The sequence below is a fragment of the Streptomyces sp. AM25 genome (assembly GCF_058146165.1).
Map to the genome: position 1 here is coordinate 265,044 of NZ_JBKIWN010000005.1, position 20,403 is coordinate 285,446.

23 protein-coding genes are annotated in these 20,403 nt (G+C 71.7%); 14 read left to right on the forward strand and 9 right to left on the reverse strand.

The window, feature by feature from the left end:
* Positions 1-29: 29 nt before the first annotated feature.
* From ACLHRZ_RS08660 to budC, 3 genes are all read left to right on the forward strand, one after another.
* A complete protein-coding gene (locus tag ACLHRZ_RS08660) occupies positions 30-1,352 on the forward strand; it encodes an NsdA family TPR-like regulatory protein (protein ID WP_490417700.1) in 1,323 nt (440 codons plus the stop codon).
* Between the two features lie 105 nt (positions 1,353-1,457).
* Entirely contained in the window at positions 1,458-1,895 is a 438-nt protein-coding gene (locus ACLHRZ_RS08665) for a hypothetical protein (protein WP_490417701.1), read from the forward strand.
* Between the two features lie 104 nt (positions 1,896-1,999).
* Positions 2,000-2,773, forward strand: coding sequence for a meso-2,3-butanediol dehydrogenase (gene budC / locus ACLHRZ_RS08670; protein WP_490417702.1), 774 nt, complete (start codon positions 2,000-2,002; stop codon positions 2,771-2,773).
* A 60-nt stretch (positions 2,774-2,833) separates the two neighbouring features.
* Here budC and ACLHRZ_RS08675 read toward each other — a convergent pair whose 3' ends face one another.
* Together ACLHRZ_RS08675 and ACLHRZ_RS08680 are read right to left on the reverse strand one after the other, a co-directional pair.
* The gene (locus ACLHRZ_RS08675) at positions 2,834-3,793 is read right to left on the reverse strand and encodes an alpha/beta hydrolase (protein WP_490417703.1); all 960 of its coding nucleotides are present in this window, start codon (positions 3,791-3,793) and stop codon (positions 2,834-2,836) included.
* 31 nt (positions 3,794-3,824) lie between these two features.
* Positions 3,825-4,871 carry a zinc-binding dehydrogenase gene (locus tag ACLHRZ_RS08680; protein WP_490417704.1) on the reverse strand — a complete coding sequence of 349 codons (1,047 nt, stop codon included), beginning with the start codon at positions 4,869-4,871 and terminating at the stop codon, positions 3,825-3,827.
* Between the two features lie 215 nt (positions 4,872-5,086).
* On the opposite strand from ACLHRZ_RS08680, the gene ACLHRZ_RS08685 reads away from it, so the two are divergent.
* On the forward strand, positions 5,087-5,782 hold the full coding sequence (locus ACLHRZ_RS08685) for a helix-turn-helix transcriptional regulator (RefSeq protein ID WP_490417705.1): 696 nt from the start codon (positions 5,087-5,089) through the stop codon (positions 5,780-5,782).
* Here ACLHRZ_RS08685 and ACLHRZ_RS08690 read toward each other — a convergent pair.
* On the reverse strand, positions 5,710-6,345 hold the full coding sequence (locus tag ACLHRZ_RS08690; RefSeq protein ID WP_490417706.1) for a nucleoside deaminase: 636 nt from the start codon (positions 6,343-6,345) through the stop codon (positions 5,710-5,712). The two genes, ACLHRZ_RS08685 and ACLHRZ_RS08690, sit on opposite strands and share 73 nt — an antisense overlap.
* Before the next feature lie 128 nt (positions 6,346-6,473).
* On the opposite strand from ACLHRZ_RS08690, the gene ACLHRZ_RS08695 reads away from it, so the two are divergent.
* Positions 6,474-6,839, forward strand: coding sequence for a VOC family protein (locus ACLHRZ_RS08695; protein ID WP_490417707.1), 366 nt, complete (start codon positions 6,474-6,476; stop codon positions 6,837-6,839).
* Positions 6,840-7,005: 166 nt separating this feature from the next.
* Here the strand turns inward: ACLHRZ_RS08695 and ACLHRZ_RS08700 are convergent, their stop codons facing one another.
* Complete coding sequence (locus ACLHRZ_RS08700) at positions 7,006-7,929, reverse strand: NmrA family NAD(P)-binding protein (RefSeq protein ID WP_490417708.1); 924 nt, start codon at positions 7,927-7,929, stop codon at positions 7,006-7,008.
* On the reverse strand, positions 7,926-8,750 hold the full coding sequence (locus tag ACLHRZ_RS08705) for a polysaccharide deacetylase family protein (protein WP_490417709.1): 825 nt from the start codon (positions 8,748-8,750) through the stop codon (positions 7,926-7,928). Before ACLHRZ_RS08705 ends, ACLHRZ_RS08700 begins: the two co-directional genes overlap by 4 nt.
* An 88-nt stretch (positions 8,751-8,838) precedes the next feature.
* On the opposite strand from ACLHRZ_RS08705, the gene ACLHRZ_RS08710 reads away from it, so the two are divergent.
* Together ACLHRZ_RS08710 and ACLHRZ_RS08715 are read left to right on the forward strand one after the other, a co-directional pair.
* Positions 8,839-9,189: a winged helix-turn-helix transcriptional regulator gene (locus ACLHRZ_RS08710; protein ID WP_490417710.1), complete on the forward strand. Its 351-nt coding sequence runs from the start codon at positions 8,839-8,841 to the stop codon at positions 9,187-9,189.
* Positions 9,190-9,571: 382 nt separating this feature from the next.
* Positions 9,572-10,147 carry a peptidase inhibitor family I36 protein gene (locus ACLHRZ_RS08715; RefSeq protein WP_490417711.1) on the forward strand — a complete coding sequence of 192 codons (576 nt, stop codon included), beginning with the start codon at positions 9,572-9,574 and terminating at the stop codon, positions 10,145-10,147.
* A gap of 144 nt (positions 10,148-10,291) precedes the next feature.
* On the opposite strand, the gene ACLHRZ_RS08720 is transcribed toward ACLHRZ_RS08715, so the two are convergent.
* Positions 10,292-10,726, reverse strand: coding sequence for a VOC family protein (locus tag ACLHRZ_RS08720; protein WP_490417712.1), 435 nt, complete (start codon positions 10,724-10,726; stop codon positions 10,292-10,294).
* Between the two features lie 92 nt (positions 10,727-10,818).
* Positions 10,819-11,115 (reverse strand): putative quinol monooxygenase, encoded by a 297-nt coding sequence (locus ACLHRZ_RS08725; protein WP_490417713.1) that lies wholly within the window; start codon positions 11,113-11,115, stop codon positions 10,819-10,821.
* A gap of 149 nt (positions 11,116-11,264) precedes the next feature.
* Here ACLHRZ_RS08725 and ACLHRZ_RS08730 point away from each other — a divergent pair, with 149 nt between their 5' ends.
* The 3 genes from ACLHRZ_RS08730 to ACLHRZ_RS08740 all read left to right on the forward strand — a co-directional run bounded on the left by ACLHRZ_RS08730 (position 11,265) and on the right by ACLHRZ_RS08740 (position 13,701).
* Positions 11,265-12,245, forward strand: coding sequence for a GlxA family transcriptional regulator (locus tag ACLHRZ_RS08730; protein ID WP_490417714.1), 981 nt, complete (start codon positions 11,265-11,267; stop codon positions 12,243-12,245).
* Positions 12,246-12,354: 109 nt separating this feature from the next.
* Complete coding sequence (locus ACLHRZ_RS08735; RefSeq protein WP_490417715.1) at positions 12,355-12,738, forward strand: hypothetical protein; 384 nt, start codon at positions 12,355-12,357, stop codon at positions 12,736-12,738.
* 9 nt (positions 12,739-12,747) lie between these two features.
* Entirely contained in the window at positions 12,748-13,701 is a 954-nt protein-coding gene (locus tag ACLHRZ_RS08740) for an alcohol dehydrogenase catalytic domain-containing protein (protein ID WP_490417716.1), read from the forward strand.
* A gap of 79 nt (positions 13,702-13,780) precedes the next feature.
* On the opposite strand, the gene ACLHRZ_RS08745 is transcribed toward ACLHRZ_RS08740, so the two are convergent.
* Positions 13,781-15,052: an MFS transporter gene (locus tag ACLHRZ_RS08745; RefSeq protein ID WP_490417717.1), complete on the reverse strand. Its 1,272-nt coding sequence runs from the start codon at positions 15,050-15,052 to the stop codon at positions 13,781-13,783.
* Positions 15,053-15,250: 198 nt separating this feature from the next.
* Between ACLHRZ_RS08745 and ACLHRZ_RS08750 the strand changes: the two genes are divergently transcribed.
* From ACLHRZ_RS08750 to ACLHRZ_RS08765, 4 genes are all read left to right on the forward strand, one after another.
* Positions 15,251-16,054, forward strand: a complete 804-nt coding sequence (locus ACLHRZ_RS08750) for a DeoR/GlpR family DNA-binding transcription regulator (protein WP_490417718.1) — start codon at positions 15,251-15,253, stop codon at positions 16,052-16,054.
* A gap of 57 nt (positions 16,055-16,111) precedes the next feature.
* Positions 16,112-17,110, forward strand: a complete 999-nt coding sequence (locus ACLHRZ_RS08755) for a zinc-dependent alcohol dehydrogenase family protein (protein WP_490417719.1) — start codon at positions 16,112-16,114, stop codon at positions 17,108-17,110.
* 1 nt (position 17,111) lies between these two features.
* Positions 17,112-18,539, forward strand: a complete 1,428-nt coding sequence (gene xylB, locus ACLHRZ_RS08760; RefSeq protein ID WP_490417720.1) for a xylulokinase — start codon at positions 17,112-17,114, stop codon at positions 18,537-18,539.
* Between the two features lie 392 nt (positions 18,540-18,931).
* Entirely contained in the window at positions 18,932-19,654 is a 723-nt protein-coding gene (locus ACLHRZ_RS08765; protein WP_490417721.1) for a Pr6Pr family membrane protein, read from the forward strand.
* Positions 19,655-19,895: 241 nt separating this feature from the next.
* On the opposite strand, the gene ACLHRZ_RS08770 is transcribed toward ACLHRZ_RS08765, so the two are convergent.
* A complete protein-coding gene (locus ACLHRZ_RS08770; RefSeq protein WP_490417722.1) occupies positions 19,896-20,375 on the reverse strand; it encodes a CGNR zinc finger domain-containing protein in 480 nt (159 codons plus the stop codon).
* Positions 20,376-20,403: the final 28 nt, after the last annotated feature.

A 20,403-nucleotide genomic window follows, 5' to 3' on the forward strand; every position in this document is an offset into this window, starting at 1 on the left:
GCCCGTGTAGGCCAGGAGGCGACGGCATCGTGCCGACCAAACAGGAACTCGCCGAGCTCATCCGACACGCGTGCGAAGAACGCGGCTGGGGCCCCACCAAGCTCGCCCGGGAAGTCGGCATCGCCTCCGGGAAGCCTCCGGACACGATCGAGCGCCAGTACGCCCGCCGGTGGCTGAAGGGCGAGCGGGCACCGACGCACTGGCTCCCGTATGTCGCGAAGGTCCTCGACCTGGACTTGGAGCCCTCCGGACAGCCCCGGACTGCCGCATGCGAGGCGGAGGCCACCGATACCGTGGCTTCAGTCATCCAGTTGGGGAGGCGCGACGTGCACCGCCGGAACTTCCTGGCCGCCACGAGCGGTTACGCCCTGAGCGCCCTCGCACTGCCCGACCTCGACAGCATCACCCGCCGCACCAAAACCTCCCCAGCCGGGGCCCTCCGTGTCGGCACCGGCGAGGTCGCTGCTGTCAAGCAGATGGTCAAGGCCCTGGGTGACGCCGCCGCCGAGCTCGGCGGCGGACACGCTCGCCACCTGGCCGTGCGCTACCTCACCGACGACGTGGCCCCCTGGCTGAACGGCAAGTACACCGAAGCCACGGGCCGCGAGCTGTTCGCCGCCACCTCCCAGCTCGTCCACCTCGCCGGCTGGATGGCCCAGGACGAGGGCAACGACCCCGAACACCAGGGCCGGGCCCAGCAGTACTACGCACACGCCTACCGCCTCGCCGCCGAAGCCCGCGACCCCGAACTCTCCGCAACCGCCCTGCGCGGCTTGGCCGTCCAGGCCACCGACCTCGGTTTCCGAGCCGAAGCCGTCCAGCTCGGCGAAGCCTGCGTGCGCTACGGCAAGGACCTCGACAACCCCCGTGCCGTCGCCTACTACCAAGCAACCCTCGCCAACGCCGCGGCCCAGGACGACGACCACAAGCTGGCCACCCGACACCTCGCCCTCTCCGAGACCGCCATCGGCCACTCAGGCGCCATTGCAGGCGAGTCCTGGGCGGCCCACTACTCGCCCGGCAGGTGGGCCCACGAATCAGGCATGATCCTCGCCCGCCTCGGCGACCTCGATGCCGCCGAAGAACACCTCCGCCTCGCCCTCGACATCCACGGCCTCGACCGCCGCCGCACCCGCGCCATCGTCCTCGCCGACCTCGGCGGCGTCCGCCTGCGCCAAGGCGACCTCGACGGCGCCCTCGTCACCTGGAACGACTTCGCCGACTGCGCGGACGGTATCCGTTCCGTCAAAGTCCACACGGCCGCCGGCGACATGCGTACCCGGCTCAACCGGTTCCGCGGCATGCCCGAAGCGGATCGTCTCCGGCAGAAGACCGCCGTGCTCGTCACGTAGCGGAGGGGCAGACACTCCCCCACCGATCGGAGGACCGGTGATCCCCCACTCATCCCGACGACCGGATGACCCGGCGTCCGCGCTCCCGCGCGCACGCTGGACGGCATGAACAAGGAATACGCCAAGAAGCTCAGGGATACAGCCACCGCGACCGGGACCCCCATGCCGGAGCGCGAACACTACGATGTCACTGTCAGCAACCAGTCGGCTCACGCTCTGGTACTGACGTCGAAGACGGTATCCGGATCGTTCGACGAAGCCCCGGACGAAGGGCACGTCCTGAGTCCCCGGGAATCGGACACGTTCCGGGTCACCTCGGTCCACTTCCCCTGGGAGTCCGGCGCAGCCGCAGTCCGCTACCAGGTGGCCGATGGCCCCGTCACCTTTACCGTGACGGGCGGCCCGCCGGACAGTCATATGTCCAGCGGCAGACTGGAGGGGCCGGGCTGCGAGCACTACGACTGCACCATTCACAGCAGCCTCAACGGAAACACCCTCATCATGCTGGAAACAGCCATGGATCCCCACATGATGGGTGCGTGAGCGCCTTCGCGGCCGGGGAACGACCCCGGACCGGCCCCTGGCCGCGCCACGCACCACCTGCCAGAGTCCCTCCTACGCAACTCACCTACGCATGAGGAGTTTCCGTGGACGGAAACCGGTTCACCGGCAAGGTCGTCATCGTCACCGGGGGCGGTTCCGGCATCGGCGCCGCCACCGCGTATCGCTTCGGGCGGGAAGGCGCCACGGTGATCGCCGTCGGGCGGACCGAGGACAAGCTGAAGCAGGCCGCCGCCGGTGCCCCCGCCGGAGCGACGGTCGTCCCGCGCGTCGCGGACGTCTCCGACGAATCCGCCATCACCACGCTGATCGACGGCGTGGCCGAGGAATTCGGCCGGCTGGACGTGCTGGTCAACAACGCAGGCCACGGCGCGGCCGGAACCGTCGAGCAGACCGACACCGCCGCGTGGCGGCGCGTCCTGGCGGTCAACATCGACGGCGTCTTCTTCGCCTCCAGGGCGGCGCTGCCCCACCTGCGTCGCGTCGGCGGCTGCATCGTCAACGTCGGCTCGGTGTCCGGGCTCGGGGCGGACTGGGGTCTGGCCGCCTACAACGCTGCCAAGGGGGCTCTGGTCAACCTCACCAACGCCATGGCGCTCGACCACGGCCACGAGGGCGTACGTGTCAACGCCGTGCACCCGAGTCTGACCCGCACCCCGATGGCCGCACCCATCGTCGAGAACGAGGAGGCACTTGCCGCGTTCCGTCAGCGCATCCCCATGCAGCGCCCCGCCGAACCGGCCGAAGTCGCCGATGTCATCGCCTTCTTGGCCGGCTCCGACGCCCGCTTCGTCAACGGCGCCCATATTCCCGTCGACGGCGGGCTCGGTGCATCCAACGGTCAACCGCGCATGTTCTGAGCACTCAGCGGAAGGGGGGCAGATGATCAGTGGCGACGGTGTCCTCCTTCGTCGCCTGCGTCATCGCGACGACGGGCTGACACCGGTGCCGAGCCGTCGGCCGAGCTGGGCGAAGAGTTCACGGGTGGCGGCGTCAGCGGCGGAAGAGACGGCGAACATGTTCAGGAATCCGTGGATCAGTCCGTCGTAGTTGCGGACGAACACGTCGCCGCCGGCGGTCCCGAGGGCCTCGGCGTAGGCGAGGCCCTCGTCGCGCAGTGGGTCGTACTGGGCGGTGCCGATGACCGCGGGAGCGAGCCCGGCGAGGTTCTCGGCGCGCAGCGGGGAGACCTGGGGGCAGCGGCGGACGGCGGGGTCTTCTCCGGTGTAAAGGTATGTGATGTCGGCGATGTTCTCGGCGGTGAGCATGTATCCGGTGGCGTTCTCGGCGCGGGAGGGGTGGTCCCCGTCGAAGTCCGTCGCCGGGTAGGCCAGGAGTTGAGCGGCCAGGGGGCGGTTCTCGTCACGGAAGGTCTGGGCGACCACGGCGGCGAGGTTGGCACCCGCGCTGTCCCCCGCCACGGCCAGACGGTCGCGTCGTGCCCCGAACTCCTCGATGTGGTCGGCGACATGGCGTGTAACGGCCAGGCAGTCCTGGTAAGGGGCGGGGAAGGGGTGCTCGGGGGACCGCCGGTAGTGGACGGCGACCACGACCGCGCCCACGTCCCGGCACAGGCGGCGCGTGACCGCGTCGTGGCTGTCGAGGTCGCCGGTGATCCAGCCGCCGCCGTGGAAGAAGACCACCGTGGGCAGACCTCCCCGTGCCTCGGGGCGGTAGACCCGCACGGGTATGGAGCCGTCGGGGCCGGGCAGCGTGCCGTCCTCGACGGAGCCGACCCGGATCGGCTCGGCGAGCGCCACCGCGGCGGAGAAGGTGCGCTCCCCCTCGCGCAGCGTCTCGGGGTCGGTCGTGAGGACGCGGGCTGCGGTGAAGGCGTTGGCCTGGTCGAGGATGGCGGCGATTTCGGGGTCGAGGGGCATGGAGTAAAGCCTTTCCGTGGGGTGGAGGCGGTCAGGGGCGGATGACGATGCGGATGGGGTTGCCCTCCTTCTCCTCCAGACGGCGCACGCCCTCCGCGATCTCTTCGAGGGGCAGCACCGCGCTGACCGAGCGGCTCAAGTCCAGCCGCCCGGCGGCGACGAGGGTCACCAACTCCTCGATGTGGCGCTTGCGGTAGCCGAGGTGACCGGTGACGGCATGTCGCTTGATGGCGTAGTCCGCCTCCGGGCCCAGCTCCACGGCATCCGTGGAGATGCCCACGAGCACGAGGTGCCCCCGGTGCCCCAGCGCGGCGTCGGCCTGGGACATCGTGGTCCGGCGGGCCACCACGTCGAAGGCCGTGTCCAGGCCCCGCCCCTGGGTCAACTCCCGGATCCTCGCGACCGCTTCACCGTCCGCGGGGTCCAGTGCGTGGTCGGCGCCCAGGTCGAGGGCCCGCTGCCGGGCCGCCTCCAGCGGGTCCAGGGCGATGATCGGGGCCGCGCCGGCCAGCCGCGCGATCTGCACCAGGTGGGCGCCGACGCCGCCCAGGCCCCAGATACCGACCGCCATGGCCGGGCGCAGCCGGGCGGTGTCCACGACGGCCGCGTACGGGGTCGAGACCGCATCGGCGAGAACCGCTGCCCGTTCCATGGGGATGCCCTCGGGCAGCCGGGTGAGGGCCACGGTCGGCACGAGCACGTACTCGGCCCAGGCGCCGTCGTAGTCGAAGGCCATCACCCGCAGGTCACGGCAGTCGTCCCAGGCCCCGCCCGCCCGGCACGTCGTGCACCGGCCGCAGGCGCGGCCCGATGCGAGCACCACGCGGTCGCCGGTGTTCCAGCCGGAGTCCGGCGACCCGAGGGCGGCGACGGTGCCCGCGGCCTCGTGGCCCGGGGTGATGACGGGCAGCCGGGCCGGCACCACGCCGTGCAGCAGCGAGAGGTCGGAGTGACAGATGCCGCAGGCCTCGACCCTGACCAGCGCCTCGCCGGGGCCCGGCTGCGGGACGGGCACGTCCTGTACGGCCAGTTCTCGGGTGGCGGTGTCGAAGCGCGCGGCGCGCATGGTGGTGGGCATGGGCGGTCTCTTCCTGACTGCATGCGGGGTCCGCCGGCCCGGCTCCGCTCCGGGGAGCCGTCGGCCGGCTGCTGCTTCCACGATCACGCCGCCCGCCGGCCGACGCCACGCCGATCGCACAAAATCTTGTAGTGGCTCGGCCGAGCCACTCCGCTCGCCCGGAGCAGGATTGTGCTATCGCACGGCCCGCACGACACGAAGAGGCTGCTCCCGCCATGTGCCCTCCCGCCCCACCTCCATCGGCCCCTGACCCGGACCCGGAGCCGGACCCCGAGTCGGACCCGGCCGTCTGGCGCACCCGGTTCCTGAACCTGTTCGACCGCATCCCCATGCCTACGGCGATCAGCACCACCGAGGGCGAGATCGCCGTCGTCAATCCGGCCCTCGCGGCCCTGTGGGACGTGACCCCGGGGCGGCTGGAGGGCCGTAACCTCCTGGACCTGTTCACCCCGACCGACGCCGACCAACTGGCACGGGCGGAGAGGGCGTTGGCCACGGGGCGGCGCTCCCGCTATCACATCCGGGTGCGTTGGACGACGGGCGCGGCGACGCACTCGGGGCAGCTCACCATCGAGCCGGTGAGCGACCCCGGCGGTGATTCGCCGCCCCTGCTGGCCACTTTGCACATCGACGAACGCCCTGCCTCGCCGGACCGCGATGCGGAGGCGCCTCTCCTCGGCTCGCAGGAGGCCCGGATCCTGGCGTTGGTTGCCGCGGGCTGCACCACGGCAGTGGTCGCCCGCACGGTCGGTCTCACCGACGACGGCGTCAACTACCACCTCACCCGCCTGTGCCGCCGGCTGCGCGCCCCCAACCGCACCGCGCTCGTCGCCCGCGCCTACGTCCTCGGGCTGCTGTCCCCCACCGCCTGGCCACCGGCGCCGCCGGCCGACGCCGTGGACCGGCGGTAGAGGGGGTCGGTGAGGTCCGTCCGTACGTCGCCGAGCACCGTGGGCCGTCCCCGCAGTCGCGAGCGCCCGGCGATGTCGGTGAAGGACAGGTCGATCTGCGGGTTCCCGTAGGAGATGAGCCTGGCGACGGAGGTCCCGTAGGCCACGCCCCACACCCCGCCCCACAGGATCGCGCCCGCGCACATCGCGCACGGCTCGGCGGTGGTGACGAGCACGTGCGAGGCGAGGTCCAGGCCCTTCTCGGCGGCCTTGCGCAGCAGGTTGACCTCGGCGTGCTCCGTGGGGTCACCGGAGAGGTCCGTGGTGTTGCGGGCGCCGGCCACGACGGCTCCGCCGTCGGTGTCGACGAGGACGGCTCCGTAGGGCCAGTGGGCCTGGCCGGCCCAGTCCACGGCGACGGGCATGGCGCGCTCCACCGCGTCCACGAGGTCCGCGGGCCAGTCCCCGCTGCGGTACTGCGGCCGGGCGCTCGCGGGAGGGGCGAGCACGCCGAGCGCGGAGAGCGGGGCGGCCACGGCCGCCGTGCGCAGGAAGCGGCGGCGGGAGGCGTTCGAGGTGGTCATTCCGCCTGTATAGCGGCCCCGTCGGCGGGTGACGAGGGATTTCCGTCATCGGGCGCCGGATCACAGGCTGTGTGATGATGCCGGGAGATCCTCGACCGTGGAGATCTGGAGACCTGAAGGGCCAGGGCATGATCAACGGTGCTCACGTCGTCGTCTTCAGCCGGGACGCCGAGGCGGATCGCGCCTTCTTCCGGGACATGCTGGGGTATCCGCACGTCGATGCGGGCGGCGGATGGCTGATCTTCAAGCTCCCGCCCGCGGAGGTCGCCGTCCACCCGTCCGGCGAGCCGAGCGGCCACGAACTGTTCCTGATGTGCGACGACGTACGGGCCACGATGGCCGAACTGACCGCCAAGGGAGTCGAGTTCACCCAGCCCGTCAGCGAGGAGGGCTGGGGCCTGCTGACCACCCTGCGCCTGCCGGGCGGTGGTGAACTCCGGTTGTACGAACCCCGCCACGAGGTGGCCTACGAGCTCCCGGACACCGGGGCCTGACGGACCGCCAATCGGCGTTGCCGACCGGCCGTATGACGGCGGGGAGCAGGAGGCTGCGTATGACGGTGGCGTCGACGGCTCTCCCATCAAGCGTTGCGCCCTGATCCGCATCCGCCCGGTGGCCGCACATGCGCTGCGCGGCGGAGGTGCCCTGGGCCGTGGGTGGTCATCCCGTCCATCCGGTGTGGTGCAGCCAGCCCTCGAAGGTCATCACCTCGGGGTGCAGGCGGCGCAGGAGGTTGATGTCCCGGTCCCGGGCGTAGAGATCACGCTCGGCGAAGAACCGGAACATCGCTGCGTAGTCGTGGCCGAAGTCGGGGACGGCGGCGCGCAGGTCGTCGTGCGGCATCGGGATGTAGGTGCTGGGGGTGCCCGTGACCTGTGCGAAGGTGGCGGCGATCTCGTCGCCGGTGAGGCTGTCGCCGATCACCGCGAGGTCGCGGGCGCCCCAGGACTGCCAGTTGTCGAAGATGTGGCCGGCGAACCAGGCGATGTCGTCGAGGGCGACGAGCGGGTAGTGCGCGGTGCCGAGGGGGAGCCTGAAGGTCAGGCCGCCCCGGCCGTCCGGTCGGGGGGTGAGCCGGTCCCGCAGGTTTTCGAAGTACGGCGCGGTGGTCAGTACCGAGACGTGGTCCGTGTACCAGCCGTCGGTCTCCTTGCGGAGCATTTCCTCCGACCGCATCAGGTCGATGTGGGCGGCGACGGCGGCTTTGCTGTCGAAGTGCGGGACGGGGTGGCCGGTCAGGGACACCGCGCTGTCCAACGAGGACCAGATGAATCGCTCCACGCCGGCCCGCTCCGCGGCGGCCAGCAAGTGCAGCCCTTGCCGATATTCGCCCACGGCGCTGCCCGTCGCGAAGAAGTCGGTGTTGGCGAACACGCGGTCGGCCTGCCCCATCAGGACTTCCAGGGCCGCCGAGTCGGAGCGCACCAGTCGCACGCGGCCGGGCGCGATGGCGGCGAGTTCGGTGGCGTGGGCGGACTGCGGGTGGCGGGTGGGGACGGTGACGGTGGCGTCGGTGGTGGCCAACAGGTGCCGGATCACGTGGCTGCCCATGGCTCCGGTGCCGCCGACGAGGACGTGGGTCATGGCGTTCCTCCCTGGTGTGTCAGAACGTGTTCGGCCGCCTGGGCGTGGGTGGCGACCCAGACGTCGCCGGACTCACGGATGTGGTCGAGGATCTGGCCGACCATGCCCGCGAGGAGCGGTCGGCCTCCGACGTGGGCGTGGACGGTCAGGCGGAAGACGCCTGGGCCGGGGGCGGCGAGCAGCTGGTCCAGCAGCTCACGGTGCAGGTCGCGGTAGACGTACGGGCCCGCCGCAGCGTCGCGGACGTCGGAGTGGTCGCTGTGCATGAGGGAGACCAGCGGCCCGTGAGCGGTGGACAGGACCTGCGGGAGGTCGTGGTCGCCGTGGTCGCCGGTCCAGCGGTAGCCGGCCTCGGCGAGCAGACCGGCAGTGTGCCTCGAACCGGTGGCGCGTGGGCTCATCCACCCCGTCGGGCGAACGCCGGTGACTCGGCGAAGGATGTCGGTGCAACGACGGACATTGGCCCGCTCGGCATCGGCATCGAGCAGCGCGGGCACCACGTCCTGGGCCCAGGAGTGTGCGGCGATCTCGTGCCCCGCCTCGTGCACGGCCATGACGGTCCCGGGGTGCCGCTCGGCCACCAGTCCGTTGACGCCGACGGTGGCGGGCAGGTCACCGAGGACGTCGAGCAGCCGCCAGATGCCGGTGGTGACGCCGTAGTCCGCCCAGGAGGTGCTGTGCGTGTCGTCGATGCCGGACAGCGGCCACGCCGCGGCCATCGGCGCATAGGCGGGCCAGCGCCCCGGTGACCACAGCTCCAACGCGACGGTGACCAGCGCGGCGACCTTCCGCCCGCCCGGCCATTCGGTCTCTGCCCTCATTCGGTCTCCCTGCTCGGTGGCTTCCGCTGTGGACGCTAGTGAGGCGGCAGGTACCTCCAGGTTCCCGGCAGCGGGCTACCGTCGGGGCATGCGTGAATACTCCGGCAGCGTCTTCCTGGCCGACTGCCCGGCCCGGCTGGCGATCGAGATCATCGCCGACAAGTGGGCGGTGGCCGTGCTGTTCGCGCTGAGCCGGAAACCGTGCAGGCACGGCGAGTTGGTCGGCCTGATCGGCGGGGTCTCGCGGAAGGTGCTGACCCAGACGCTGCGGCGGTTGCAGGGGTACGGCCTGGTCGACCGCCGCGCCGGGGCCGGGACGGTCGAGTACGTACTGACCGACTTGGGCCGGACGCTGGTGAAGCCGATCGCCGTGCTGACCGAGTGGGCTCACGAGCACGGCGCGGCCGTGGCGGAATTCCAGGAGTCCAAGACCGACTGAGCGCGCTCGGCCTCCCTCTCACGTCCCGCCACCGCCGTTCGGGCGGGAGACCGCCACCGTCTGCAGGCCGTCACAGAACACCCGCTCAAAGCGGCGGCCTGAACCGCCCGTCAGTGTGCCCTCTGCTACCGCGAAGGTTGCCGACGGCCTCGGTGCCGGGTACGGCGGCGTAGGCGGCCAGGCGCAGGCCTGCGACGAACGACGGCTCGACGTCGCCGGGCGAAGTCAGCGCCGACGGCGGCCCCGTTCCGTGGTGACGGGCGTCGGAGGCGGCCGGCGACACGTGTTGACCCTTTGTTGAACGTGAGGCAGCAGTGTCCATGCCAGCAGCCGGGCGCAGTGCTCCGGCTCCTCGGAAACCGTCCTCACCCATGGAGCAAACATGAGATCCGCACGCACCGCACTCGCTCTGGCGCTGGGCACCCTGGCCACCGTGGCGGCCGCCACCCCGGCCCTGGCGCAGCAGGGCACCGCCCCCAAGGCCGCCGAAGCCAGGCACTGCGTGGTCAACGTCGACAGTGGTGCCCGGTCCTGCTTCGGCACCTACCGGGAAGCCGTTGCGTTCGGCACGCACGGCCGGGTGACCGACGCCCCGAACGACGCCAAGGCCGCGACGCTGGACAAGACGCTCCAGACCCGGATCAACGGCTCGGCGGGTGCCCGGAAGGCGCTGGCCGCAGCGCAGTCGGTCCAAGTCCTCGCCACGATCTACGCGGACAAGGACTTCGGCGGCGATTCCCTCGCGCTCGTGGGCAGCAGCTGCGACACCCGCTCCTTCAACCGCTTCGCGGCCGACTGGAACGACCGCGTCAGCTCCGTCAACACCGGCACCTGCAGGGCCATCACCCTCTACCAGAACGCCGACTTCCTCGGCTTCAGCCAGTCCTACAGCGGTGCCGTCCCCTACGTGGGCGACGCGATGAACGACCAGGCCAGTTCGGCCACCTTCTCCTACTGAGCGGCCGGACGCACTCATGCGGGGCGATGCGGGGCACGGTCCCGTACGCCCCGCATCGACCGGTACTCGCCCCTCTGTCGTTCTCGATGAAGCGGGCCTACGCGCCCAGTCCCGAATGGTGAGTTCGACGGCGACAACCCTCACTCAGTCGATGCAGAACTCGTTGCCCTCGATGTCCTGCATCACGATGCACGATTCGTTCTCCTCATCGGCAAGCAGCACTCGCACGCGTACCGCGCCGAGCGCGACCAGCCGTGTGCACTCGGCCTCGAGCACGGCGAGGCGCTCTTCACCCACGAGCCCGGTGCCGACCCGCGAGCAAAGATGCACCCGATTCTTGACGACCTTGCCTTCGGGAACACGCTGGAAGTACAGCCGCGGGCCCACGCCCGAGGGATCGCTGCAGGCGAACGATGCACCCTGCCGCTCGGGCGGCAGAGAGCTGTTGAAGTCGTCCCACGTGGCAAACCCCTCCGGTGGCGGCGGTACGACGTACCCGAGCACCTCGCACCAGAAGCGAGCGACGCGCTCGGGTTCTGCACAGTCGAAGGTGACTTGGAACTTCTTGACCGATGCCATCGGCGCACCATAGCAGGGGGACTCCGTTGTTGATCTCCCGGTGCGGATCCGCATGTTGGTGCCGGACAGGCGGGCCCGCGTTCGGCGAAGGGCTACTTGGCCGCAAGGATGTCGATCAGGCGGATGTCGGGGTCGGCGGCGAGGAGGTCCGGGCCGACCTGGGCGAGGGCGGCGGGGATGCGGCCGGTCAGGTGGGCCTGGCGGCCTGCGTCGTCGGCGAAGGCGTCGAAGATGCCGAAGGTGGAGCCGTCGCTCTGGAAGGCGTACCAGACCTGGGTCCCGGCCTCCTCGGCGGCGATGCCGCGGGCGGTGTCCAGCAGGGCGGCCACCTCGGCCTCCTTGCCGGGCTTGGCGGTGAGCAGGGCCAGCACACCCAGCTTGAGCGTCATGTCGGTCTCCTTCGTGTCGTGACGGGCGGGCCCTGCATCGTGGGCCCCGGCCGGCCGTACGCACCTCGCGTTCGGCCTGAATCACAAGCTATGCGGCGGAAAATCGACCCGCGAGTGGCGGAAACGACACGTCCGTTACCGTTTCCGCCATGCACATCGCCATGGTTGCCGTCGACGGCATCTTCGACTCCGGACTCTCCGCCCTCCTCGACGTGCTCAACACGGCGAACGCGGTGCGCCTCCAGGGCGAGGAGGCGCCGCCGTTCACGATGACCGTGGTCGGGGCGGGCACCGAGGTGCGCACCGGCAACGGGCTCACCCTGGCGACCGTGCCCGCCGGGGAGCTGCCGCACCAGCCGGACCTGCTGCTGATGCCCGCGACCGGGTTCAAGACGCCCGACGGGGTGCTGGCGGCCGTCCGTTCACCCGCCAACGCCTGGGCGCTGGAGCTCGGCGGGCGGCTGGCCGAGGCCGGCACGCCGGTCGGCGCAGCCTGTACGGGCACGTTCTTCCTGGCCGAGGCCGGGGCGCTCGACCGGCTGCGGGCCACCACCAGTTGGTGGCTGGGGCCGTTCTTCCGCAGTCGCTACCCGGGGGTGCTGCTGGACGAGTCCCGCACCCTCGTCCAGGACGGCCGGGCGACCACCGCCGGTGCCGCCTTCGCCCACATCGACCTCGCGCTGTGGGTGGTGCGCCGCCACAGCCCGGAACTGGCGGACACGGTCGCCCGCTACCTGCTGATCGGCGACCGGCCCTCCCAGGCCGCGTTCGCGGTGCCGACGCTGCTGGCCCAGGCCGACCCGATGATGACCGCGTTCGAACGCTGGGTGCGCGCCCGGCTGGCCGATCCGCCGCCGCTCGCCGAGGCCGCCCGGGAGCTGGGCGTCAGCGAGCGGACCCTCCAGCGCACCGCCCAGGCCGTGCTCGGCATGACGCCGCTGGACTTCGTCCAGGAGGTCCGGCTCGACCAGGCCACCTACCTGCTGCGCACCACCTCGCTGAGTGCCGAGGCGATCGCGACCAGGGTCGGCTACCGCAACGTGGGCACCTTGCGCGCGCTGGCGCGGCGCAAGCGCGGCACCACGCTGGACGCGCTGCGCCAGGGCGGCTCGGGACAGGATTCTTCCTGAACTTCTCCCGGCGGGAAAAGAGTTGACGCCACCATATTCTTGTTTGAAGATGCAATGGCTTTAGCGGCTTGCCGCTGACCGGACCGTTCTGCCGAAAGGGAGCACACTCATGTCTGCACTCAGGAAAAAGCATCTGACCTGTGGCGCTGTTGCCGCCTCCGGGGCCGCGCTGTTGATGGGCTTAGGTCTCGCCCAGCCCGCCGCGGCGACCGACTTACCCCACGCCCCCGTGGCCTATTTCTCCGCAGGCCAGGACTTGACGGGCAGACAGATGCCGGTCGACACGGGCAACACCGATTGCCAGAACCTTCCGGAGGCCGCGCTGTCCGCGGTCAACTTCACCACCGCCGATATCCAGGTCTATTACAACCGCGACTGCCGGACCGGGCTGCCCGGTCGGCCAAGTGACCTGTCCTTCGCGCTCGGCAGCCTGCAGTGGGGCAACTTCTTCTCCCCGGCCCTCAGTTACAAGGTCGTCCGCGCCCGGGCATAGATTGCGCCCATGCGAACCGTGGTGATCGACCCTCAAGGAGCATTCCGGCTGGAGCGGCGTCCGGAGCCGGTCGCGGGGCCGGGGGCCGTGGTGGTCCGGGTACGGGCTGCCGGGCTCAACGCCGCCGACCTGCAGCAGGCACGCGGGGATTACCCGGCGCCACCGGGCTGGCCGGCCGACGTGCCCGGCCTGGAGGTCGCCGGCGAGGTCGAGCAGACCGGACCCGGTGTTACGGAAGTCGCTCCGGGGGACCGGGTGATGGCGCTGGTCGGTGGCGGCGGCCACGCCGAGCGGATCGCGATCCCCGCCGACCTCCTCATGCCGGTGCCGGAGGGCCTGTCGTGGGAGGAGGCCGCCGGTTTCCCGGAGGCGTTCGGCACCGCCTGGGACGCCCTGGTCGTCCAGGCCGGGATCCGCGCCGGTGACCGGGCACTGGTCACCGGCGCGGCAGGCGGTGTGGGTACGGCCATGGTGCAGGTCGCCGCGGCCTCCGGGGCGCATACCGTGGCCAGTGTGCGACGGGCCGAACTCCACGGCCGGGTGAAATCCCTCGCCCCCGGCGGGCGGTTGGACGTCGTCACCCCCGACGGCGAAGCCGTGCACGCGCCGTACGACGTGATCGTGGAACTGGTCGGCGGCGAGGACTGCCTGCAGCGGGTCGCGCTGCTCCGCAGCCGGGGCAAGGTCCTCGTCGTCGGCGTCCAGGCCGGCACCACGGCGCCGCTGCGGATGTTCGATCTCATGCTGGCGCGGGCCCAGTTGATCGGCACGACCATCCGCGGGCGCTCACCCGCCGAGAAGGCGGTCCTCGCCGCCACCGTGCGGACGTCCGTGACACCGCTGCTTGCGCGGGGCACGCTGCGCGTACCCGTCGACGCGGCCTTCTCCCTCGACCGGTTCACCGAGGCGTACGAACGCCTGGCAGGTCCGGGCAAGTTCGGGAAGGTCATCCTGTTGACCTGAACACTGCGGGCCGTCGTGGCTGGTCGCGCCCACGCGGCGGAGCCGCAAGATGTAACAGCCCCGCGCCCCTTTGGGGCGCTCACCCGTCCGCCGCCTCCGGCAGGAGCCGAACCAGCAGGCTGCTGAGCAGATGCAGGCCCGCGTAGATCCACATCACGCCCGCGACCCCGATCGGGCCGATGAACAGGGTGCCGAGAAGCGGGCCGAGTGCCACGCTGGCGCCCGCTCCGAGACTGTACGCCGACATCACCTGGCCCTTGCGGTCGGGGGCCTGGGCCGTCATGAGCGGCGGCAGCGGTACGTAACCGGCGAGGCCGGCGCCGAAGACGGCGGCGGCCACGGACGCCACCGGGAAGTTCCGGTCCGCGGCGGCGGGTAGGTAGTAGAGGGCGAGGCATCCGGCCGCGCTGAGCACGCCGCCGCACCACATGACGGTCCTGCGTCGGCTCCAGCGGTCGCCGAGGGCGCCGAAGAGGAGGACGAAGACGAGGTTGGCGCCCATCATGACGGTCAGCAGCCGCAGCCACTGGGAGAGCGCGAAGCCGAGCGTGCCGGTGAAGTAGAAGGGCATGAAGACCCAAATGCCGAACTGGGACGTGGTGTTGATGAGCCGGACCACGGCGCCGGCGCCGATCCGGGGGCGGCTGAAGAGGATCGTCACGCTCCCCCGCAGCGTCGCGCGCACGTCTCGGCGGCCGGCGGGCAGCAGTGGCCGCCGGCCGGTGGGTTCCCGCAGCAGTACGAGGGCGAGGGCGCTTCCGGTGAGGACGAGGGCGAGGGAGATCCACAGTGTCTCGTACGCGCCGACGGCGGGCACGAGCGCGGAGGCGAGCAGCGAGCCGAGGGTCGGCAGCCCGAGGGTGAAGGAGAACCAGAACCAGCCCAGCGCCCGGCCGATCCCCCGCTGCGGCGCCGCCGCCATGATCCATACCAGGAAGCCGTAGGCGAAGAGCGGGTAGCCGAGCCCGCGGATCCCGTAGACGGCCGTGATCAACGGGTAGCTGCCGAGCGGGATCGCGGCGGTGAGCAGCAGGACGTGGCAGCCGGCCCAGAAGCCCGCGCCGACGGTCATCACGCGCCGGGGTCCCCAGGCGTCGGCCAGGGCTCCGGCGAGGAAGGCGCCCAGCGCGGCGGCGGCTCCGTACACCGTGAAGATCGCGCCGACGCCGCCTTCGGAGAAGCCGAGGCCGGTGAGGTAGGGCGCGAGGTATCCGGTCTCGATGCCGTCGCCGGTCATGAACAGGACGAGTCCGGCGTAGCCCCAGAGCAGGGGCCGGGGCAGGCCGGCCCGGTCGAGGATCGTCGGCCGTCGTGGGCCGGCGGACCGGGGAAGGGCAGGGGCCTGGGACACGGGGGCTCCGTCCGGAGATGAGCAGGAATCACGCACTTCGCCCCGAGAAACGGAGAAAGTCCCGGCCGGCGGTGCAGCGGCTGCCGATACAAGCTCTGTGCAACACATTCTGTCAATGGAATTGACAGAACTTCTCAGAAAGTGTGTGATCTCGGCAGCGTCCGCACCGTGGCGGGCACCCCGGAGCAAGGAGAAACCATGGCAGCCGGCCGTGGCACCGAAGCCGATGTCGAGCAGCGCAGACAGCAACTGCTGCGGCGCGTCATCGAGCAGGGCGAGGCACGGATCGACGCGCTGGCCGGCGAGCTCGGCGTCAGCGCGATGACCGTCCACCGGGATCTGGACAACCTGCAGTCCCGGCAGCTGCTGTACAAGCGGCGCGGCAGCGCGGTGGCGCTGGCCGGCCTCACGATGGAGACGGCCACCCGCTTCCGCGAGGACCGGCAGCTGCAGATCAAGGAAGCCCTCGCCGAGGTGCTGGCGGGGCAGGTGCGCCCCGGCCAGACCGTGCTGATGGACTGCGGAAGCACGCTCTTCCCGCTCGCGCGCCGCCTCGCCCGTATCGAGCGCCTGACCGTGGTCACCAACTCGCTGCGCGTCGCGGGGATCGTCGGCAAGGACGCGGCCGACGGCACCGGGGTGATCCTGCTCGGCGGCAGCTTCCACGCCGACTTCGAGTCCTGCGCCGGCACGGAGACCCTGCGCCGGCTCGCCCGGATCCGGGCGGACGTGATGTTCTCCTCCGTCACCTCGGTGCACCGGGGCCGGCTGTACCACCCCGTCCGGGAGTGGGCCGACCTCAAGGAGGCCATGCAGGACGCCGCCGCGCGGCGTGTACTGCCCGTCGACCACAGCAAGTTCGGGCGCACGGCCACCCACGGCTACGGCGACGCCTCCGGCTACGACCTCGTGGTGACCGACGAGGCCGCCCCGCCGGAGGAGGTCCGGGCGATCGAGGAGCTCGGCGTGCCCGTCGAGCGCGTGCCGCTCCCCGTCGACTGAACACCCCTGCCCCACCCCCGAGTTACCCCCCCACCCCCGCCGAAAGGAAGCCGGCTCATGCGCGCTCTCGTCGTCGAGACCCCGGGTAAGTTCTCCGTCCAGACGGTGCCCGACCCCACTCCGGGCCCGGGCGAGGTCGTGGTCGCCGTCGCCGCGGTCGGCATCTGCGGCACCGACATCCACATCGTCGACGGCGAGTTCGCCCCGACCCCGTACCCGATCGTCCCCGGACACGAGTTCACGGGCGAGGTCGTGGCGCTCGGTGCAGGGGTGCACGGGGTGCGCGAGGGCGACAAGGTCGCCGTCGACCCCTCGCTGTTCTGCGGCGCCTGTCACTACTGCGCCATCGGGCGGGGCAACCTGTGCGAGAACTGGGGCGCGATCGGGGACACGGTCGACGGCGCGATGGCCCAGTATGTGAAGGTGCCCGCCGCCAACTGTTACCGGCTGCCCGAGAACGTCTCCCTCACCCAGGGGACGCTGGTGGAGCCGCTGTCCTGTGCCGTGCACGGCTTCGACAAGCTCCCCCGCGACCTCGGCGCCCACTACCTCGTCTACGGGGCGGGCACCATGGGCCTGATGATGCTTCAGCTCGCCGCCCAGGCGGGCGCGGCCTCCGTGTCCGTCGTCGACTTCAACCCCGGACGGCTGGAGGTCGCACGGCAGTTGGGGGCCGACGCGGTCGCGGTGCGCTCGGGTGACCTGGGCCGGCCACAGGGCTGGGAGGTCGTCATCGACTGCACGGGCGCCGTCCCGGCCATCGAGGACGCGCTGACCCGGGTGCGGCGCGGGGGGACGTTCCAGCAGTTCGGCGTCGCGCCGTCCGGGGCGACCGCACGCATCTCGCCGTTCCGCGTGTACAACGACGAGATCACCATCGTGGGATCCATGGCCGTGGTGCACAGCTTCGGCCGGGCCGTGGAGCTCATGGGCAAGGGCGTCGTCGACGCCGACACCATGATCACACACAGCTTCGGGCTGGAGGAATTCCCCGAGGCGCTGCGGACGTTCCGCGAGGGAACCGGCCGCAAGATCCAGATCCGTCCGGCGGCCTGACATGGCGACCGTCGTCGGAGTCGATTCCTCCACCCAGTCCTGCAAGGTCGTCGTCTGCGACGCGGAGACCGGGGACGTACTGCGCCAGGGCCGCGCCCCGCACCCCGAGGGCACCGAGGCCGACCCCGAGGCCTGGTGGCAGGCGCTCCGACAGGCCCTGCGGGACGCCGGGGCGGAGGGGCTGGAGGGCGTCGACGCCATCGCCGTCGCGGGGCAGCAACACGGGCTCGTCGCCCTCGACGCCGACGGCGTGCCCGTACGCCGGGCCCTGCTGTGGAACGACACCCGCTCGGCGCCCCAGGCAGCCGACCTCATCGGCGAGTCGGGCGGCGTCCAGGCTTGGGCGGATGCCGTGGGCACCGTCCCCGTCGCCGCCCTCACGGCCGCCAAGCTGCGCTGGCTCGCCGACCACGAGCCCGGGGCCGCGGACCGTACGGCGACGGTGATGCTGCCACACGACTGGCTGACCTGGCGACTGTGCGGCGGAGGCGCGGCGGAGCCCGTCACCGACCGCGGCGACGCCTCCGGCACCGGCTACTGGTCGCCGGCCGAAGGCCGTTACCGCACGGACCTGCTGCGGCTCGCCTTCCGCGGCCGCACCCCGCAACTGCCGCGCGTCCTGGCCCCGGACGAGGCCGCCGGGCACACCCCCGGCGGCACCCTCGTCGCGGCGGGAACCGGTGACAACATGGGCGCCGCCCTGGGCCTCGGCCTCGCGCCCGGCGAGGCGGTGGTCTCGCTCGGCACCAGCGGCACCGTCTTCGCCCGCTCGCCGCACCCGACGGCGGACCCCGGCGGTGCGGTGGCCGGATTCGCCGACGCCACCGGGCAGTTCCTCCCGCTGGTGTGCACGCTCAACGCCGCCCGCGTGCTGAGCTCCACGGCCCGCATGCTGGGCGCCGGCCTCGAGGAGCTCGACGCCCTCGCCCGCCGGGCCGAACCGGGCGCCGGAGGACTGGTCCTGCTGCCCTACCTCGGCGGCGAACGCACCCCCAACCTGCCCGACGCCACGGGCAGTCTCCTCGGCATGCAGGTGAGCAACATGCACCCGCACAACCTGGCCCGCGCCGCCGTCGAGGGCATGCTGTGCGGCATGACCGACGCCCTGGACGAACTGCGCGGGCAGGGCGTGCCGGTGGACCGCCTGCTGCTGATCGGCGGTGCCGCCAAGGCTCCGGTGGTCGGGGAGGTTGCGGCGGAGATCTTCGGCATGCCGGTGACCGTGCCGCGCCCCGACGAATACGTGGCCCTGGGCGCCGCCCGTCAAGCGGCCTGGGCCCTCGCCCGGACTCCCGAACCGCCCGCGTGGCCCCGCCCCGACGGCACGGACGTAGCGGCACCGGCCGACGGGGGCGCGGCCGGGAGGGAGGTCCGGCACGCGTATGCGCGGGCCCGCGCCCAGGTCCACGGCGCAGGCGCAGGCGTGTAAGCGCACGACGAGCGGTGGTGGTTCCCTGGCACGTCGGTCGTCCGATCCCGCCATCTGCTCCCCGCCGTGATGCCGGTGGCCGGCCCGTGGGTGGTCAGCGGGGCGAGGGGTGTGCGTGGGGGATGGCGGGCAGGCGGGCGCTGGGGCGGTGGTTCGGGTGGCTACGGAACAGGCCACGAGCCTCACCGCCGGGGATTCGGTCACGGACGGATAACAGTGCCGGACCTCGGTCGAGAACCCGGGCGCCGGGCGTTGTGCCCCTTTTTCTCCTGAACGCCCGTTGAGCGGCGGCGATATCCGTCGGGTCGCCCCGGTCCGCCGCACCGGCCCGCGCATCCCGCCCGCCGCCGGCGAGCGGATCATCCACGCCGGCCCACCCGTACCGTGGACGGATGATCGAACCGTCCTCCTCTCGTAGCCGCATAGGTACGACGAGCACCGCAGGCGTTCCGGCGGCGGCCGTCGTCCCGGTGCACCGCCGTCCCGTCGCGGCGGTCTTCCGTGCCCTCGTCTCCCTGGCCGCGCTGACCGGTGTCGCCTTCGACGTGACCGACTCGCACGACCTCGGGCGGCTCTTCAGCTACTTCACGGTCCAGTCCAACCTCCTGATCGCGCTCGTCTTCGCCTGGTCCGCCCACCGCGCCTGGACCGCCCGGCCCGCCCTCTCCCCCAGGATCACCGGCGCGGCCCTCCTCTACATCTGCATCACGGGCGTCGTCTTCCACTTCGTGCTCGACAACGCCTCCAGCGGCTTCTCCATGACCGCCGAGCGCACTCCGCTGGAATCGATCGCCAACCAGCTCCTCCACACGGTCGCCCCCGTCGCCGCCGTGCTCGACTGGCTGCTGCTGACCGCACCGGGCCGCTTCCGGTTCGTCTTCGCGGCGCAGTGGCTGCTGTATCCGCTGCTCTACTTCCCCTTCGCCCTCGTCCGCGGCGCCCTCCTCTCCCCGGGCACCGACGGCCGCTACCCCTACCCCTTCCTCGACGTCGACCTCCACGGCTACCTCGGCGTGCTCGGCAACGCCGTGACCTTCGGCCTGGCCTTCTACGTCCTGGGCCTGGTGGTCTTCCTGATCGACCGCTACCGGCCGGGGCTGCACGCCCTTCGGTAGGGCGCGGCGCCGGCCGTCCTTCATGCCGTATACGGGTGTGGCGGCTCGTCGACTGGGCGACGGGCCGCCACAAATGGTGGGGCGCACTCCCCCGCAGGCTCCGGTGTTACGGAGCGGCGGGTGCGGGTGCGCCCCTCACTTGTTCACCGCGCCCGAGGAAGAAGGATTTGATGTCGCATCCGAAGCCGAGGGAGCCGAGCAGGGCTCCGAGGCAGCCCCAGCTCATGGAGTTGGGGCCGGGTCAGCGGTTGCGTTCGTAGTGGCGGCGTGCCTTTTCGCGGTTGCCGCAGACCGCCATCGAGCACCAGCGGGCGCGGTTGGCCCGGCTGCGGTCGAGCAGGAACAGCCGGCACTCGCCGTTGGCACAGGGGCGCAGCCGGCCGGGCAGTTGTTTCTCGGTGGCGGCCCAGGCGAGGACCGCCTCGACGGCCAGCCGGGCGTGCGGCGGAGTCCTGAGCGTCCACTCAAGACCGTCCGCAGTGATCTCCGGGATCCGGTGGACCCCTGCGAGCAGGGGGCTCAAGGCGGCGGGCGGGCTTTCTCCGCGCACGACGTCCTGCAAGGTGTCCCGTGCCTGGCGCAGCAGCGTCAGTTCCGCGGGGCTGCCTTCGCCGCCGTGCTCCCGCGCCCAGCGCCTGCCTCCGGCCGGGTCGCCGAGCGCGTCCTGTTCCTCGCCGTTGACCAGTGGCCTGCTGTTGAGCAGGTCCAGCAGCGCGTCCATCGAGTACCACCCACCTAACCGGATTGAA